The organism is Nocardioides cynanchi, from assembly GCF_008761635.1.
GTDB lineage: Bacteria > Actinomycetota > Actinomycetes > Propionibacteriales > Nocardioidaceae > Nocardioides > Nocardioides cynanchi.
This window is the reverse complement of the sequence record NZ_CP044344.1, coordinates 1,695,999-1,711,338: the sequence shown is the minus strand read 5'-3', so window position 1 is coordinate 1,711,338 and position 15,340 is coordinate 1,695,999. Positions and strand designations below refer to the sequence as shown.

The 15,340-nt window shown below is 71.9% G+C and carries 15 protein-coding genes and 1 pseudogene; 9 read left to right on the top strand and 7 right to left on the bottom strand.

From position 1 onward, the window contains the following. Positions 1–32 precede the first annotated feature (32 nt). Complete coding sequence (locus E3N83_RS08435; RefSeq protein ID WP_151082851.1) at positions 33–1,505, bottom strand: S10 family peptidase; 1,473 nt, start codon at positions 1,503–1,505, stop codon at positions 33–35. 121 nt (positions 1,506–1,626) lie between these two features. After that, positions 1,627–2,196 (bottom strand): annotated as a pseudogene (locus E3N83_RS08430) (cob(I)yrinic acid a,c-diamide adenosyltransferase); the annotation flags it as partial. Between the two features lie 179 nt (positions 2,197–2,375). Between E3N83_RS08430 and E3N83_RS08425 the strand changes: the two are divergent. From E3N83_RS08425 to ppk2, 4 genes are all read left to right on the top strand, one after another. Beyond that, the gene (locus E3N83_RS08425; RefSeq protein ID WP_151082849.1) at positions 2,376–2,684 is read left to right on the top strand and encodes an STAS domain-containing protein; all 309 of its coding nucleotides are present in this window, start codon (positions 2,376–2,378) and stop codon (positions 2,682–2,684) included. A 76-nt stretch (positions 2,685–2,760) separates the two neighbouring features. Beyond that, on the top strand, positions 2,761–4,800 hold the full coding sequence (locus tag E3N83_RS08420) for a protein meaA (RefSeq protein WP_151082848.1): 2,040 nt from the start codon (positions 2,761–2,763) through the stop codon (positions 4,798–4,800). Between the two features lie 37 nt (positions 4,801–4,837). Beyond that, positions 4,838–5,002 (top strand): hypothetical protein, encoded by a 165-nt coding sequence (locus tag E3N83_RS19515; RefSeq protein ID WP_191908018.1) that lies wholly within the window; start codon positions 4,838–4,840, stop codon positions 5,000–5,002. A 205-nt stretch (positions 5,003–5,207) separates the two neighbouring features. Continuing rightward, positions 5,208–6,068, top strand: a complete 861-nt coding sequence (gene ppk2, locus E3N83_RS08415; protein WP_238343128.1) for a polyphosphate kinase 2 — start codon at positions 5,208–5,210, stop codon at positions 6,066–6,068. 4 nt (positions 6,069–6,072) lie between these two features. On the opposite strand, the gene E3N83_RS08410 is transcribed toward ppk2, so the two are convergent. Then, positions 6,073–6,561, bottom strand: coding sequence for a DUF427 domain-containing protein (locus tag E3N83_RS08410; protein ID WP_151082847.1), 489 nt, complete (start codon positions 6,559–6,561; stop codon positions 6,073–6,075). Continuing rightward, entirely contained in the window at positions 6,558–7,118 is a 561-nt protein-coding gene (locus tag E3N83_RS08405; protein ID WP_151082846.1) for a DUF952 domain-containing protein, read from the bottom strand. The genes E3N83_RS08410 and E3N83_RS08405 overlap by 4 nt, the downstream gene beginning before the upstream one ends. Before the next feature lie 40 nt (positions 7,119–7,158). On the opposite strand from E3N83_RS08405, the gene E3N83_RS08400 reads away from it, so the two are divergent. Both E3N83_RS08400 and E3N83_RS08395 read left to right on the top strand, forming a co-directional pair. Further along, positions 7,159–7,746 (top strand): histidine phosphatase family protein, encoded by a 588-nt coding sequence (locus E3N83_RS08400; protein ID WP_151082845.1) that lies wholly within the window; start codon positions 7,159–7,161, stop codon positions 7,744–7,746. Beyond that, positions 7,743–8,891 carry an MGH1-like glycoside hydrolase domain-containing protein gene (locus E3N83_RS08395; protein WP_202879358.1) on the top strand — a complete coding sequence of 383 codons (1,149 nt, stop codon included), beginning with the start codon at positions 7,743–7,745 and terminating at the stop codon, positions 8,889–8,891. Before E3N83_RS08400 ends, E3N83_RS08395 begins: the two co-directional genes overlap by 4 nt. Before the next feature lie 19 nt (positions 8,892–8,910). On the opposite strand, the gene E3N83_RS08390 is transcribed toward E3N83_RS08395, so the two are convergent. Next, on the bottom strand, positions 8,911–9,528 hold the full coding sequence (locus tag E3N83_RS08390) for a TetR/AcrR family transcriptional regulator (protein ID WP_151082844.1): 618 nt from the start codon (positions 9,526–9,528) through the stop codon (positions 8,911–8,913). A 101-nt stretch (positions 9,529–9,629) separates the two neighbouring features. Between E3N83_RS08390 and E3N83_RS08385 the strand changes: the two genes are divergently transcribed. Both E3N83_RS08385 and E3N83_RS08380 read left to right on the top strand, forming a co-directional pair. Continuing rightward, positions 9,630–11,159: an MFS transporter gene (locus E3N83_RS08385; protein ID WP_151082843.1), complete on the top strand. Its 1,530-nt coding sequence runs from the start codon at positions 9,630–9,632 to the stop codon at positions 11,157–11,159. A gap of 131 nt (positions 11,160–11,290) precedes the next feature. Then, complete coding sequence (locus E3N83_RS08380; RefSeq protein ID WP_151082842.1) at positions 11,291–11,758, top strand: hypothetical protein; 468 nt, start codon at positions 11,291–11,293, stop codon at positions 11,756–11,758. Positions 11,759–11,771: 13 nt separating this feature from the next. Here the strand turns inward: E3N83_RS08380 and nucS are convergent, their stop codons facing one another. Continuing rightward, positions 11,772–12,446 carry an endonuclease NucS gene (gene nucS, locus E3N83_RS08375; protein WP_191908017.1) on the bottom strand — a complete coding sequence of 225 codons (675 nt, stop codon included), beginning with the start codon at positions 12,444–12,446 and terminating at the stop codon, positions 11,772–11,774. Between the two features lie 53 nt (positions 12,447–12,499). On the opposite strand from nucS, the gene E3N83_RS08370 reads away from it, so the two are divergent. Beyond that, the gene (locus E3N83_RS08370) at positions 12,500–13,399 is read left to right on the top strand and encodes an FAD-dependent oxidoreductase (protein WP_151082841.1); all 900 of its coding nucleotides are present in this window, start codon (positions 12,500–12,502) and stop codon (positions 13,397–13,399) included. Positions 13,400–13,440: 41 nt separating this feature from the next. Here the strand turns inward: E3N83_RS08370 and E3N83_RS08365 are convergent, their stop codons facing one another. Then, positions 13,441–15,225: an ABC transporter substrate-binding protein gene (locus tag E3N83_RS08365; RefSeq protein ID WP_151082840.1), complete on the bottom strand. Its 1,785-nt coding sequence runs from the start codon at positions 15,223–15,225 to the stop codon at positions 13,441–13,443. Positions 15,226–15,340 lie beyond the last annotated feature (115 nt).

Here is a 15,340-nt window from a genome sequence, read left to right as displayed (position 1 = left end):
TCGGTGGCGGTGAGGGCCGTCGGGCCATCTGGTCAGCGCCGTCCGACGAAGGCGGCGATCCCGGCGGACTCGCGTCTCCGCGAGGGCTCGTCGAGGTAGGGCATGTGGCCGGTCTCGAAGTACGCGTGCTCGATCCGGTCGAACGCCTCGTCGGGCAGGCGCAGGTGGGCCACCATGTCCTCGGCCGCGTGGTACGGCGTGGCGAGGTCGTAGTAGCCGTACTCGATCCGCACCCGCAGGTGCGGGTTGGCCCGCATCACCCGCTCCAGCCGGTCGGCGACGAAGATCGGCTTGCCCTCGAACTCCTTGAACGACCAGTCCTTCATGGCGGCCTCCGAGAAGACCTCGTACGACATCTCCAGGGTGCCGCCGAGCTCCTGGCGCAGGTAGTGGTGCAGCGCCGCGGTGAACGGCGCCTCCATCGCGTCCATCGACGGGTCGGCGTCCATGTTCTCGGCGATCTTCGCGTACAGCGGGCCGCTGAAGCGCCCGTCGATCCGGCCCACCGTGCGGCCCTGGTCGCGGAGCAGCTCGGTGCAGAAGCGCCAGTGCTCGATCCGCAGGTCGGTGCGCTCGACGTACTCCTCGGAGAGCCCGGTCAGCCGGGCCAGGGTCCGCACCACCGAGGCCCGCTCCTTGGCCGGCAGGCGGCGGCCGGCGGCCAGGGCGGTGCGGTAGGGGCCGGCCGCGAAGGCCTCCGCCTCCTGCCGCAGCTTGGTCAGCCGGCCCTTGACCTTGCCGTGGTAGTGCGCGATCGCGGTGTAGGTCGGCAGGAAGTTCAGGCAGGCGTCGTCCGCGCGGTGGAACTCGAAGTCCTGGCTGCCGAAGTCGAGCACGCTGGAGATCAGCACGAGACCGTTGAGGCCCATGGAGTGGCGGGTGGACAGCCGCTCGGCGACGGCCACGGCGCGGACGGTGCCGTAGGACTCGCCGATGACGTACTTCGGTGACATCCAGCGGTCCTCGCGGGTGCACCACAGCCGGATCAGCTCGGTGACCTGCTCGACGTCCTTGGCGAACCCGTGGAAGTCCTTCGGCTTCCCGCCCTCCACGGCGCGGGTGTGGCCGGTCGACATCGGGTCGATGAAGACCAGGTCGGAGACCGCGAGCAGGGTCTCGCGGTTGTCGGTGAGGCGGTACGGCGGTGGGTGGGGCGCTTCGACGTCGCCGAAGTCGACGCGACGCGGGCCGAGCAGCCCCATGTGCAGCCAGACCGACGACGAGCCGGGCCCGCCGTTGAAGACGAACGTGATCGGCCGGGTCGTGACGTCGGTGTCGTCCAGGGTGTACGCCGTCACCGACATCTCGGCGCGGGCCTTCCACCCCCGGAACACGTCGTCCTTGACCTCCTCCTCGCGCAGCACCACCCGGCCGGTCCGGGCCGTGTAGGCCAGCTCGCCGGCAGCGCTGCGCAGCGTGTGGTGGGTGATCACCAGGTCGTCGACCGGGTCCGGCTTCTCGGGGGTCTTGGGGTCCGGCTTCTGCTCCGCGGTGGTCTCGCTCATGGGCTCAGTCTCTCTCCCCTCCGGCTTGTGTCGGTTCACGGTCTCCGCTCGTTCCTCGCTGCGACCGCTCACCTCCGGCTTGTCTGGTCGGTTCACGGTCTCCGCTCGTTCCTCGCTGCGACCGCTCACCTCCGGGCACCCAGAGGACGTCGCCCTGCTCCCTGTTCACGTAGCGCGCCAGGATGAACACCAGGTCCGAGAGCCGGTTGAGGTAGGTGATCGCCACGATGTTCATGGTCGCGGCGTGCACGTCGTAGGCCGCCCAGGCCGAGCGCTCGGCCCGCCGGATCACCGTGCGCGCCACGTGCAGCCGGGCCGCTGCCGGGGTGCCGCCGGAGAGGATGAACGAGCGCAGCTTCGGCAGGTCCTCGTTGTAGGTGTCGCACCAGGCCTCGAGCCGATCGACGTAGTCCGGGGTGATCCGCAGCGGCGGGAACTCCGGGTCGGGCGTGACCGGCGTGCAGAAGTCCGCCCCCACGTCGAAGAGGTCGTTCTGGGCATGTATCAGGACGGCCCGGACCCCCTCCTCGAGGTCATCATGGGCAAGAGCGACTCCGAGCGTGGCGTTGGCCTCGTCGACATCGGCGTAGGCATGCAGCCGAAGATCGTTCTTCGTCGTCTCGCTCATGTCGCCGAGGCGGGTCGTCCCGCCGTCACCCGTTCGGGTGTAGATCCGCGTCAGGTTGACCATGGTGATGACCCTAGTCGGCCGGGGATCGAGAAAATGTTCGCGTGGGGCGCAACCGAAATGGGTTGCTCGCGCGTCATAGTGGGTAGGACGCTGATGCATCTGACGCAACACACGGCACCACACACTGCACCACACACGGGGGCTCCTGCGGGAGCACGGGGAACGGGCGGGGACCCACCATGGAGATCGTGAACGACGGGCACACACTCCTGCTGAGCGGTGACTTCGACGTGCGCAGCACGATGGACGTCCGCTCGGCCATCCACGAGGCGATGTCGGCCTACGACGACGACGTCGTCATCGACCTGACCGAGGTGCACGCGATCGACCTGACCGCGGCCCGGGTGCTCGCCTACGCGACACTCGAGGCGAGCCGGGCCGGCCACCACCTGCGCCTGCGCGGCTGCGGCCCAGCGGTCCGCCGGATGCTGCACCTGACCCGGCTGGCGCGTTTCGTCGAGGTCGACCGGGCGGCTGCCTCGGCCTGAGCGCGGCCCGCTGCGCGCCTGAGGCTTTGTTCACACCGCGCTGACCAGCGCCGTGGCGCGCCCTAACCTCGGTTCCATGACCGAGAAGGATCGCCCCTGGCTGATGCGGACGTACGCCGGGCACTCGACCGCCGCAGCCTCCAACGCGCTCTACCGGACCAACCTGGCCAAGGGCCAGACCGGGCTCTCGGTCGCCTTCGACCTGCCCACCCAGACCGGCTACGACCCCGACGACGCGCTCAGCCGCGGCGAGGTCGGCAAGGTCGGCGTACCCGTCCCGCACCTCGGTGAGATGCGCCGGCTCTTCGAGGACATCCCGCTCACCGCGATGAACACCTCGATGACGATCAACGCCACCGCGATGTGGCTGCTGGCGCTCTACCAGGTCGTCGCCGAGGAGCAGGTGTTCGCCGGTCGGGCGGAGTCCGGACCACCGACCGACGAGGAGCGGCTCGCGGTCGCGCACCAGCTGGCGGGCACCACCCAGAACGACATCATCAAGGAGTACCTCTCGCGTGGCACCTACGTGTTCCCGCCCGAGCACTCCCTGCGCCTGATCACCGACGTGATCGCCTACACCGTCCACGAGATCCCGCAGTGGAACCCGATCAACATCTGCAGCTACCACCTCCAGGAGGCGGGGGCGACGCCGACGCAGGAGCTGGCCTACGCCCTGTGCACGGCGATCGCGGTGCTGGACGCGGTCAAGGCGTCCGGACAGGTCTCCGAGGAGGACTTCGAGAAGGTGGTCGGGCGGATCTCCTTCTTCGTCAACGCCGGGGTGCGCTTCGTCGAGGAGACCTGCAAGATGCGGGCCTTCGTGCAGCTCTGGGACGAGCTGACCGCCGAGCGGTACGCCGTGGCCGACCCGAAGATGCGCAGGTTCCGGTACGGCGTCCAGGTCAACAGCCTCGGCCTGACCGAGGCCCAGCCGGAGAACAACGTCCAGCGGATCGTGCTCGAGATGCTCGGCGTGACCCTCTCGAAGAACGCCCGCGCCCGCGCCGTCCAGCTTCCTGCCTGGAACGAGGCGCTCGGGCTGCCGCGGCCGTGGGACCAGCAGTGGTCGCTGCGGCTCCAGCAGGTGCTGGCCTACGAGTCCGACCTGCTCGAGTACGACGACATCTTCGAGGGCTCGCACGTGATCGAGGCCAAGGTCGCCGAGCTGGTCGAGAGCGCCCGGGCCGAGATCGATCGGGTGCAGGCACTGGGCGGCGCGATCGCCGCCGTCGAGAGCGGCTACATGAAGCAGGAGCTGGTCTCCGCCCACGCCGCCCGGCGTGCCCGGATCGAGAGCGGTGAGGAGATCGTGGTGGGGGTGAACCGGTTCGAGACCACCGAGCCGTCGCCGCTGACTTCGGACCTCGACGCCGCCATCCAGGCCGCCGACCCCGAGGCCGAGCGGGCGGCGATCGCCAGCGTCGAGGCCTGGAAGGCGCAGCGCGACGAGGAAGCCCTCGCCGAGGCCCTGGCCAAGCTGGCCGATGACGCCAAGACCGAGGCCAACCTGATGCCGGCCACCCTGGCGGCCGCACGGGCCGGGGCGACCACGGGGGAGTGGGCCGGCACCCTGCGCTCGGTGTTCGGCGAGTTCCGGGCACCGACCGGGGTGAGCGGCGCGGTCGGCGCGCCGGCGACGGCCGGGTCGGCCGGCGCCGAGCTGGCCGACGTACGCCGGCGGGTCAAGGAGACCGGAGAGGAGCTCGGCGGGCGGCTGCGGCTGCTGGTCGGGAAGCCGGGGCTCGACGGCCACTCGAACGGTGCCGAGCAGGTCGCCGTACGCGCCCGCGACGTCGGCTTCGAGGTGATCTACCAGGGCATCCGGCTGACGCCGGAGGAGATCGTCGCGGCGGCCGTCGCCGAGGACGTCCACTGCGTGGGGCTCTCGATCCTGAGCGGCTCCCACATGGAGCTGGTGCCCGCGGTGCTGGTCGGCCTCGAGCAGGCCGGCCTCGGCGATGTACCGGTGATCGTGGGCGGGATCATCCCCGATGCCGACGCCCGTCGGCTGATCGACGCCGGGGTCGCCGCGGTCTACACCCCCAAGGACTTCGGCCTGACCGAGATCATGGGCGGCATCGTCGACGCGATCCGCGACGCGAACGACCTCGACTGACGGCCGGTAGGCTCGAGGCCTGTCGAAGGAGGGTCGGATGGAGTACGTGTTCGGCGTTCCCGTGCTGCTCTTCCTCCTCGCCCTGGTGTACGGCGGCCTCACCGGGCGGGTGCGCCTGGGTTCGTGCTGCGCGGTCGCCGACCCCGCGAAGGACCTGCGGATGCGGGCGGCGTTCGAGGACGACGAGCCCGCCTCGAGCTAGGGGTACCCGCGACCATGTCCGGCGGGCCGACCCTGGAGGCGAAGCCTGGGGGAGTCCTGGGGAGATGAGTCCGATCGGTCGCAGCGACGTAGCGCACGGACGGCCCCCGCGCCGGCTGCCGCACCTCGCATCGTCCGGTTTCGGAGGCCGACGGCCCTTGCCAGCACCCCTCCGGGCAGAGCACGGTGACAGCCAGGGAGGCCAGATGACCAGGACACCGCCGGAGGGCGCCGACGACGTCGGCGGCATGCTGCTGCCGCCGGGCCACGAGGTGTCGGACTACACGAGGTCCGGCCGGCTCAAGGCGACGGTCTACGAGGCCGAGATGGAGCGGCTGCAGGAGCAGCTGGTGCTGCTGCAGTACTGGATCGCCTCCCAGGGGCTCAAGGTCGCGGTGATCTTCGAGGGCCGCGGCTCGGCCGGCAAGGGCGGGGTGATCAAGCGGATCACCGAGCGGACCAGCCCCCGCACCGTCCGCGTTGTCGCCCTGCCGCGGCCCACCGAGCGCGAGCGGACGCAGTGGTACTTCCAGCGGTACGTCGAGCATCTCCCGGCCGCGGGCGAGATGGTCCTGTTCGACCGCAGCTGGTACAACCGCTCGAACGTCGAGTGGGTGATGGGCTACTGCTCCGAGGAGGAGCACCAGGAGTTCCTGCGCAGCTGCCCGGAGTTCGAGCGGATGCTGGTGCGGTCGGGGATCACGGTCCTCAAGTACTGGTTCTCGGTGTCCTTCGAGGAGCAGCGCCGGCGCTTCGAGGCCCGCAACGCCGAGCCCCTGAAGCGCTGGAAGCTCTCCGACATGGACCTGGCCGAGCACGAGCTCTACGTCCGCTACTCGATGGCCAAGGACACCACCTTCCAGTACACCGACATCAAGCAGGCGCCGTGGTACGTCGTACCGTCCGACGACAAGCGGGCCTCGCGGCTGAACTGCATCAGCCACCTGCTCAGCCAGTTCGACTTCGTCGACGTGGCACCCGACGTGGTGGCGCTGCCGACGATGCGCGAGATCCCCTACGTGCGGCCACCGATGCACGAGCAGACCTTCGTGCCGCGCAGGTTCTGACCCGTCACCAGCCCCGGGTGCCGGGGCCGCCCTTGAACGGTCCGACCACGTGGCTGGTGATCCAGCCGCCGTAGAAGCCGCCCTCCTGCGATGTCACCACCTCGCCGTCGACGGTGCACTCGTCCATCGCGGCGGCCATCACGGCGACGTGGTCCAGCAGTGCCTCGAACCCCGGGGACGGCTGCGGGTAGGTCCACGCCGCGCGTGGCGCCGAGCGGGCCCGGGTGACCAGGTCGTAGTAGGCGGCCACGCCCTTCCACTCGCAGTACGACGCGCCGTCGACCGGCCGGAGGACGCCGTCGGCGAAGTCCGAGCGAGGCAGGTAGTAGGTCGGGGGGTGGCTCGTCTCCAGGACCCGCAGAGCGCTCGTCGTGCGGGCCACGACCTCGCCGCCCAGCCGGATCTCGATGCTCGCGGAGGTCGCCTCCAGGCGCGGCGGGCGCGGGTAGTCCCACACGGACTCCTGGCCCGGCCCGGGCCGCTCGGGCGTCATCGTGGGTGCCGGTCGGAGGTCAGGGCGACGACCCAGCAGGTGATCGTCGCGACGCCGGCGGTCAGGGTCAGCGACCAGAGGACCGTGGGCGCCGCGGAAGGTCGAACGTAGTCGCGCTCGTGGACCGAGGCGATCACTCCCAGCACCAACAGGGAGAACGTCGCGGCGAACAGGACGGCCGACAGGCCCCAGAAGGCTCGGGCCACCGGGTCGCGCGGGCGCGGCGGCAGCATCGGGGCGTCCGGGGTCTCCCGGGCGGAGTGGAAGCCCACGACCGCCCTCGGGCTCAGCGGGCCGTAGATGTGCGGGAACCTCTCGCCGTCGACGTCGTCCTCGCGCCAGGGCACGTCCAGGAGGTCGGTCTCGATCTCGAGCAGCAGGATCGGCTCGTCGACCTCGGCGTAGAAGGTGTCCACGACGCGCGTGACCTGCTCACGTCGGGCGGCGTGGATGAAGCCCACGTCCGCCAGGGACGCGCCGTACGTCGAGGTGGTGTAGCTCCCGGAGGCCTTCGCCCGCTGCCAGTCCGCCAGCGTCGCCACGTGGTAGATCCGCATGGGGGCATCCTGCCTCACCCGGGGTCGTTAGGTTGGCGCCATGAGCGACGTGCACTGCCCGGCCCGGCTGGTCGTGGCCCGGCACGGTGAGGCGGCCTACGAGTCCGACCTGATGTCCGAGGCCGGCGGCAGCCTGACCCCGCTCGGCCGCGCCCAGGCGCGGGAGCTGGGCGAGCGGCTGGCAGGGGAACGGGTCGCCGGGGTGGTGTGCAGCGAGCTCGCCCGGGCCGTGCAGACCGCCGAGATCGCTGCCGCCGTCCTCGGGCTGCCGGTGACGGTGCGCGAGGGGCTGCAGGAGTTCCCGGCCGGCGACTTCCGGGGCCGGCCCTACGACCATGGCTTATTCGACCCGATGGTGCAGGCCTGGTTGGCGGGCGACCTGGCGCTGGGTGTTCCCGGTGGCGAGACCGGGCGGCAGACCGCCGATCGGGTCCTCGCGGTGCTCGACGGGATCGCGGACCAGTACCGCGGCGAGACCGTCCTCGTCGTCAGCCACGGTGGCGTGATCCTGTCCCTCTGGGGCGCGCTCGCACCCGGAGCGGCGCACGCGCCGGTCGAGGACCTGGTGCCGAACTGTGCGTCGTACGTTGTCGAGCGCGACGCCGACGGCTGGCGTCTCGGACGGTGAGCGACGCAGAGCTCGCGTCCAGGGTCCGGGGCGGCGCGCTGGAGGTGCTGAGCAACAGCTGGCGGGAGACGGACGGCTTCTGCCCGCCGAACCCCGACGTCTACCCGCACCAGTGGCTGTGGGACTCGTGCTTCCACGCGATCGCATGGTCCGCGCTGGGCGACCCGCGGGGTGCCCGGGAGCTGGACAGCTGCCTGCAGGGGCAGCTGCCGAGCGGGTTCGTCCCGCACATGCGCTACCTCGGACCGAGCGCGGGACGCGGACCCCTGACCGACCGGTCGTCGTTCACCCAGCCACCGATCTACGCACACGCGGCCCGGGTCCTGGCCTCCGGCGGCGCGGACCTCGGCGACGCGCTGGTCGACCGGGTCGCAGCCGGTCTGGAGTGGCTCTGGGCGCATCGCCGGACCCCGGAAGGCCTGCTGTACGTCGTCCACCCCTGGGAGACCGGCACCGACGACTCCCCGCGCTGGGACGACTGGGTCGCGCTGCCGGCCTACGACCACGCCGACTACAGCGCCTGGGACCGGCGCCTGGTCGCCGAGACGTTCTTCGACGAGTCCGGTGCGGCCGTCTGGTCGCGGTCGTTCGCGTGCGCCCCCGCGTCGTTCAACGCCCTCGCCGCGCACGCCGCGATCGAGTGCGCCGAGCTGACCGGTGACGACCGGTGGCGGAGCCGCAGCGAGGAGCTGGCCGGCGTGGTGGACGACCTGCTCTGGGACCAGGAGTCGGGGCTCTGGGTGGACCGGCCCCTGACCGGCGGGGGAGCGCGGTGCCGGGTCCCGACGCTGGACGGGGCGCTCGGGGCCCTGGTCACCGGCGACTCCGCCCGGGCCGCCCGGGTGCTCGAGCAGCTGACCGATCCCGGACGGTTCGGCGCGCCGTACGGACTGGCCTACCTGCCGCGCGGCCACGCGTCGTACCAACCCGGCGAGTACTGGCGCGGGGCCGCGTGGCCGCAGCTGAACTACCTGATGGCCGTCGCGGCGCAGCGCTGGGGCGACCACGCGACGTACGCGCGCATCCGTGAGATGACGTTCGAGGGGGTGCTGGCGTCGGGGTTCGCGGAGTACTGGAACCCGGAGGACGGCACCGGCCTCGGCGCCGTGCCGCAGGGATGGGCAGCGGTCGCGGCCGCACTCTGACCCGGTCGGGCCGGGTGGGTCAGCCCACCAGCCCCCGGTGCACGACGTCGAGGACGATCTCCAGCAGTGGGTCACGCAGCTCCTGCGGCACCTCGCGCAGCGGGCCGTCGACGCTGAGGGAGGCGAAGCCGTGCACCGTGGCCCAGCAGGCGACGTCGGCCCCCACCCGGCGCTCGGGGGGCACGGCCCCGCACGCGACGAGCTCGTCGAGCACGGCGTTGAGCACGGCGTACGGTCCGGTCAGGGTCGCGGGGTCGCTGTGGATCTTCGGACCTTCGGGGGAGCCGAAGGCGACCGCGAAGAGCCCGGGCTCGCGGAGCGCGAAGTCGACGTAGGCGCGGCCGGTCTCGCGGAGCCGCTCGGTCGCGCGGGCGGTCGGGTCGGTCAGGGTCACCGCGTCGATCCGGGCCTGCATGGCCTCCTCCAGGTCGGTCATCGCGCAGCCGGAGACCTCGGCCAGCAGCGCGGCACGGTCGTCGAAGTGGCGGTACGCCGCGTTGTGCGACACGCCGGCCCGGCGGGCGACCTCGCGCAGCACCACCCCGTCGGGGCCGGTGGTGCGGGCCAGCTGGACGGCGGTGTCGATCAGGACCGGCCGCAGGTTGCCGTGGTGGTAGGGCTGGCTGCGGTCGGGCATGCGGTCATCCTACGCCTATGTTGACACTGACTACATCTGGCTCTACCTTAATGTTGTCACTGTCCACACGAGGCGGTGCCCGAGCTCTCCTGGAGGAGTCGATGAGGGGTTCCAAGGCGGCCGTCCTGGCCACCATCTGTGCGGCCGTCCTGGCCATCAACCTGGACACCACGATCGTCAACGTGGCGCTGCCGTCCATGTCCCGCGAGCTGTCCGCCGGCACCCGTCAGCTCCAGTGGATCGTGGACGGCTACAACCTCGCCTTCGCCGGGCTGGTGCTGGCCGCGGGCAGCCTGTCGGACCGGTTCGGCCGGCGGCCGGCCCTGATCGTGGGCCTGATCGGGTTCGCCCTGGCCAGTGCGGCCGGCGCCCTGGTCACCTCGGCCGGCGCGCTGGTGGCGATGCGCTTCGCGATGGGCACCTTCGCGGCGCTGATCTTCCCGACCACCCTGTCGATCATCAGCAACACCTTCCGCGAGCGTCGCGAGCGTGCGGCCGCACTCGGCATCTGGGGAGCGGTGGTGGGCCTCGGGGTGGCCGCCGGGCCGGTCCTGGGCGGTGTCCTGCTCCAGCACTTCTACTGGGGCAGCGTGTTCTGGGCCCTCGTCCCGCTGGCTCTGGTCACCGCCCTCGCGGCCTTCTTGTTCGTCCCGGAGTCCAGGGACGCCTCCGTGCCCGCACTCGACCGGCCGGGACTGGTGATCTCGGTGGCGATGCTGGCCGCCCTGACCTACACGATCATCGAGGCGCCGAGCCGCGGCTGGTCCGCACCGGCCACCGTCGGGGGCTTCCTTGTCGCCGCTGCGCTGCTGGCCTGCTTCGTGCTCTGGGAGCGCCGTACCTCCCACCCGATGCTCGACGTCACCCTGTTCCGGGACCGCCGCTTCAGCGCCGCCAGCGGCGCGGTCACGGTGACGTTCTTCGCGCTGTTCGGCTTCATCTTCCTGGTCACGCAGTACTTCCAGTTCGTGCGTGGGTACGGCGCGCTGTCGACCGGGGCGCGGATCCTGCCGGTGGCGCTCTCGATCGCGGTCGCCTCCGTGGCCGGTGCGGCACTGGCGCCGCGGATCGGCACCAAGGTCGTGGTGACCACCGGGCTGGTGCTCTTCGGCACGGCGTTCCTGTGGATCTCCACCTCCGACGTCACCACGTCGTACGCCCACGTGATCGTGCCGCAGATGGTGATCATGGGCCTGGGCATGGGCCTGATCTCGACGCCGGCCACGGAGTCGATCCTGCTCGTGCTCCCGCCGGCCCGGGCCGGGGTCGGCAGCGCGGTCAACGACGCCACCCGCGAGCTCGGCGGCACCCTCGGGGTGGCGGTGGTCGGGTCGGTGTTCTCCTCGGTCTTCGGCTCGCACCTCGCCTCCGGTGCCTACGCCGCGCTGCCGGGCGGTGTGCTGGCCACGGCTCAGGACTCGGTCGGGGTCGCGCAGTCGGTCGCGGCCGCCGACCCGCGCCTGGTCGCTGCCTTCCAGGACTCCTTCATGGCCGCGATGTCCACCGCCTGCGTCGTCGTCGGGCTGCTCTGCCTGGCCGGCGCCGTGGCGGCGGCCTTCCTCCTGCCGGGCCGGATCCCGGTGCCGGTCGAGATCGAGTCCGAACCCGCACGGGCACCGGTCGCCGCCTGAGGGGTCGTGTGCCTGACGACGCGCCACAGCGCGTCCTCAGGCACACGACCGCGACGTGACGGCTCTGGTCAGCACCGCTTCACGAGCGCACAATCGACGAACTGGATCGAGACTGCTCGGGGAGGGACACCATGAGCGACGTTGCCGACTTTTTCTTGAACAAGGGTGCTGCCAACCAGACCGCCTCCGTGGTCGATGCGCCGGCCTTCAGCCTGACCAAGGTGATGGCGGTGGTGGCTCCGGTCGTGACCGTGCTCGCCACGCTGCTCACCAGCCGGATCAAGAACGTGCACTTCGACGAAGGTCAGATCACCGCTCTGATCATCGCCCTGGTCGCGTTCCTGGCGGTGACGTCATCGGCCGACGTGCTGGCACGCGGGATCGCGACCTCGGCCGAGAAGACGGCCTCGGCGCGGACCCGGATGCTGCGGTTCGAGGCACCACTCACCGCGGGCCTCCAGCTGCACGACGGGACCGAGACCGTCACGGTGCTCGCCGTCTCGGACGCCGTACCGCCGGAGTACCTCTGCGTGCGTGCCGACCAGACGATCGGCTGGCAGAAGGCGTCGAGCATCGGTTCGCTCCAGATCGGCGGCTGACGATCAGGACCGGTCAGAACAAGCGGTCCTCGGAGCTGTCGAGCCCGCGCAGCGCGTCGTAGTCGACGACGGCACAGGTGATGCCGCGGTCGGTGGCCAGCACCCGCGCCTGCGGCTTGATCTCCTGGGCGGCGAAGATCCCGCGCACCGGAGCCAGCAGCGGGTCGCGGTTGAGGAGCTCGAGGTAGCGGGTGAGCTGCTCGACCCCGTCGATCTCGCCGCGACGCTTGATCTCCACCGCCACCGACGAGCCGGCCGCGTCGCGGCACATCAGGTCGACGGGTCCGATCGCGGTGGGGTACTCCCGGCGTACCAGCGTCAGCCCGTCGGCCAGCGTGGCCGGGTGCTCGGCGAGGAGCTCCTGGAGGTGCTTCTCGACCCCGTCCTTCTGCAGCCCGGGGTCGACGCCGAGGTCGTGGGCGGTGTCGCTGAGGACCTCCTCGATCAGGATCCGCAGGGTGTCGTCGGTCCGCGAGGTCACCGTCCAGAGCGCGACGCCCTCGTCGGTGGTGCCCTCCCGCAGGGTGCACGGCGGTGACATCCAGTTCAACGGCTTGTACGAGCCGCCGTCGGAGTGCACGAGCACCGAGCCGTCGGCCTTGATCATCAGCAGGCGGGTCGCCATCGGGAGGTGGGCGGTGAGCCGCCCGGCGTAGTCGACCTGGCAGCGCGCGACCACGACTCTCACGGGGCGAGAATCTACAGGGGCGCCCGCGCAGCCCGGTGCGGCAGACTCGGCCCATGGCGGAGCGGGTGCTCGTGGTGGGTGCGGGAGTCGTCGGACTCTCCTGCGCGCTCCGGCTCCTGGAGGCCGGGCACCGGGTCGACGTGGTGGCGCGGGACCTGCCCCTGGAGACGACCTCGAGCGTCGCGGCGGCGATCTGGTACCCCTACCTCGCCTTCCCGCAGGAGCGCGTCAGCGCCTGGGGTCGGACGACGTACGCCGCCTTCGCCGCGCTGGCCGGCATCGAGGGAGCGGGCGTGGTGTTGCGCGCCGGCACGGAGGTGCTCCACGAGCCGGCCCCCGACCCGTGGTGGATCGACGCCGTCCCCCGGCTCGACCGGGTGCAGGCCCCGGCCGGCTTCGCGGACGCCTGGTCCTTCGTCACGCCGGTGGTGGACATGCCGCTGTACCTGGCGTGGCTGGGCCGGCGGGTGCTCGAGGCCGGCGGCACCGTCACCCGGCTGGCGCTCGCCGCCCTGCCCCAGGGACCGCTCGTCGTGAACTGCTCGGGCCTCGGTTCGCGGCTGCTGGCCGCCGACCCCACGACGACGCCGGTGCGGGGCCAGGTCGTGGTCGTGGAGCAGTTCGGCCTGGAGGAGTGGTGGCTCGCTGAGGACGGGCCGACCTACGTCATCCCGCGCGGCGACGACGTCGTGGTCGGCGGCACCGAGGACGCCGGGGAGTGGGACCGCCGGCCGGCTCCCGAGGTGGCTGGCGAGATCCTGACCAGGGCCGCCGTGCTGGTCCCGGAGGTTGCTCGGGCTCGGGTGCTGCGACACAAGGTCGGGCTGCGGCCGGCTCGCCCCGCCGTACGCCTGGAGCGCGTCGGTGACGTCGTCCACTGCTACGGGCACGGCGGCGCGGGCGTCACGCTCTCCTGGGGCTGCGCCGACGAGGTCGTCGCCCTGGTGGGATAGCGGCAAGCGCCGGGGCTCGCTTCCGCAACCATCGCCTGACGTCAGGACGCGGGGGCCACCCAGATCTGGCTCCAGGTCGGCATGGCGTGCACGTCGTCGTCGTACATGCCCTCGACCCGGGAGCCGTGCGCCATCGCCACCCCGCTGTACGAGATTGGCACGATCGGGAACCACTGCTGCAGCGTGGTGTTGTCGAGCCGGCTCCACGCCTGCTGCTGCCGCACGTAGGGGAGCCGCTCGATGGCCGCGATCCGCCGGTCCACCCCCGGCTGGGAGAACGCCTCGAGGTTGCTGCCCCGGCCGGCGCCCGGCCCGCCGTTCGTCGACCCGTACACCGGCGGCAGCCACTGCCCGCCCGACGGCCAGTCGCCGCAGCGGGTGACCGAGCGCAGGTCCACCCGCGGTCCTTGGGCGCTGCCGGGCAGGCTGGTCCCGGTGTACGACGCCTCGGCACGCGGCGCGAACCCGGCCGCGGCCAGGGCACGGACGAGCGCGTCCTTGACCCGCACGGACGACGGGTCCTGGGGGTCGAACGCGAACCGGACCGGCAGGCCGGTGGCACCCGCTCTGCGCAGCAGGGACCGGGCCGTCGCCGGGCTCGTGTCGAACCCCCGCCTGGCGACGGAGTCGTGCTGGATCCGGCCCGGCATCCCCGGGGGCATCAGGTTCGTGGCGGGCACGGCCGTGACTCCGGGGACCAGGCCCTCGGCGCGGATCACGGCCCGGTAGGGGTAGGCCCAGGACAGCGCCCGGCGCACCCGGGGGTCGGTGAAGACGCGGTTGTCCGGTGCGAGGTAGGTCGTGCACGGCGTCGGGCCCAGGGTCAGGCGATGCCTGGCGGACCGGGCCCAGCGGGGGTAGTCGGCGGCCGTCACGTCGTCGTACGTCAGCGTGGTCTGCGCTCGGCCGCGGTCCGCGAGCAGCTCGCGGTCGATCCGCCGCGACGACAGTCCGGCCCGGAAGTCGTAGCCGTCGGGGTACGCCGTACGACCGGGGTCGGTGACCGGGTCCCAGCGTGGGTTGCGGGTCAGCACCAGGGCATGACCGGGTCGGTAGGAGGCGATCCGGTAGGGGCCGGTCGCCAGCGGACGGGTGCGGTAGGTCGCGGGGTCCGACCGGCTGCCGAGCGGGGCCGGACCCAGCGCCGGCAGGGCGGCGAGGTAGGGCAGGTCCGGGAAGGGCCGGGCGAACACCAGTGTGACCGTGTGCCCGGCGGCGCGCACCGACCTGAGGATCTGGCGCGGAGCCGTGTAGGGGCCGCGGTACGACGGGCCGCCCTCGAGGTTCGGGTTCAGGTAGTACTGGCACGGACCGGTGGGGAACGTCGTGGCGTCCAGGCAGCGCCGGATGCCCCAGGCGACGGTCGTCGCCGTGACCGGTGCGCCGTTCTCGAACCGCACGCCGGGCCGGAGGGTGAACCGCCACTTCGTGTAGTCGTCCGTGTGGCTCCCGAGGTCGGTGGCGAGGTCCGGCACGAGGAGCATCCGTCTGCGGGCAGGGTCGTACTTGTACTGGGTGAGCGAGCGCGTGACCAGGCTGCTCTCGATCGAGAGGGTGTCCGGCTGGTAGGTCTCGGCCGGGTCGAGGGTGGTGCCGAGCCCCGCGTGGACCAGCACGGTGACCGTGCCGCCCTTCTGCGCGCCCTGGATCACCACCGGGCCGTGCGCGGGCACCGAGTCGCCGATCCAGCAGCCGTTGCACACGGGCGGGCTCGAGGGATCCGAGGGGCTGGTCGACGCCGAGTGAGCGGCACCGCCGCCACCTCCACCGCAGGCCGTGAGCGCGAGTGCGGCCGCCGCCAGCACCGGCACGAGCCGTCGCTCCATGGTGGCCTCCCGTGGTACGACGCATGGCGGGTACCTCCGAGCGTACGGCGCCGTGGTCTCGCCCGGGCCACGAACCGGTCACGATCGGGTGCTCCCGGCACCGGCCGGGGTGTGA

Excerpts from the sequence above, each read along its gene's own strand:
- E3N83_RS08435 (WP_151082851.1), bottom strand. The coding sequence starts at position 1,505 with ATGAGCGAGACCACCGCGGAGCAGAAGCCGGACCCCAAGACCCCCGAG.
- E3N83_RS08425 (WP_151082849.1), top strand. The coding sequence starts at position 2,376 with ATGGAGATCGTGAACGACGGGCACACACTCCTGCTGAGCGGTGACTTC.
- E3N83_RS08420 (WP_151082848.1), top strand. The coding sequence starts at position 2,761 with ATGACCGAGAAGGATCGCCCCTGGCTGATGCGGACGTACGCCGGGCAC.
- E3N83_RS19515 (WP_191908018.1), top strand. The coding sequence starts at position 4,838 with ATGGAGTACGTGTTCGGCGTTCCCGTGCTGCTCTTCCTCCTCGCCCTG.
- ppk2 (WP_238343128.1), top strand. The coding sequence starts at position 5,208 with ATGACCAGGACACCGCCGGAGGGCGCCGACGACGTCGGCGGCATGCTG.
- E3N83_RS08410 (WP_151082847.1), bottom strand. The coding sequence starts at position 6,561 with ATGACGCCCGAGCGGCCCGGGCCGGGCCAGGAGTCCGTGTGGGACTAC.
- E3N83_RS08405 (WP_151082846.1), bottom strand. The coding sequence starts at position 7,118 with ATGCGGATCTACCACGTGGCGACGCTGGCGGACTGGCAGCGGGCGAAG.
- E3N83_RS08400 (WP_151082845.1), top strand. The coding sequence starts at position 7,159 with ATGAGCGACGTGCACTGCCCGGCCCGGCTGGTCGTGGCCCGGCACGGT.
- E3N83_RS08390 (WP_151082844.1), bottom strand. The coding sequence starts at position 9,528 with ATGCCCGACCGCAGCCAGCCCTACCACCACGGCAACCTGCGGCCGGTC.
- E3N83_RS08385 (WP_151082843.1), top strand. The coding sequence starts at position 9,630 with ATGAGGGGTTCCAAGGCGGCCGTCCTGGCCACCATCTGTGCGGCCGTC.
- E3N83_RS08380 (WP_151082842.1), top strand. The coding sequence starts at position 11,291 with ATGAGCGACGTTGCCGACTTTTTCTTGAACAAGGGTGCTGCCAACCAG.
- E3N83_RS08370 (WP_151082841.1), top strand. The coding sequence starts at position 12,500 with ATGGCGGAGCGGGTGCTCGTGGTGGGTGCGGGAGTCGTCGGACTCTCC.
- E3N83_RS08365 (WP_151082840.1), bottom strand. The coding sequence starts at position 15,225 with ATGGAGCGACGGCTCGTGCCGGTGCTGGCGGCGGCCGCACTCGCGCTC.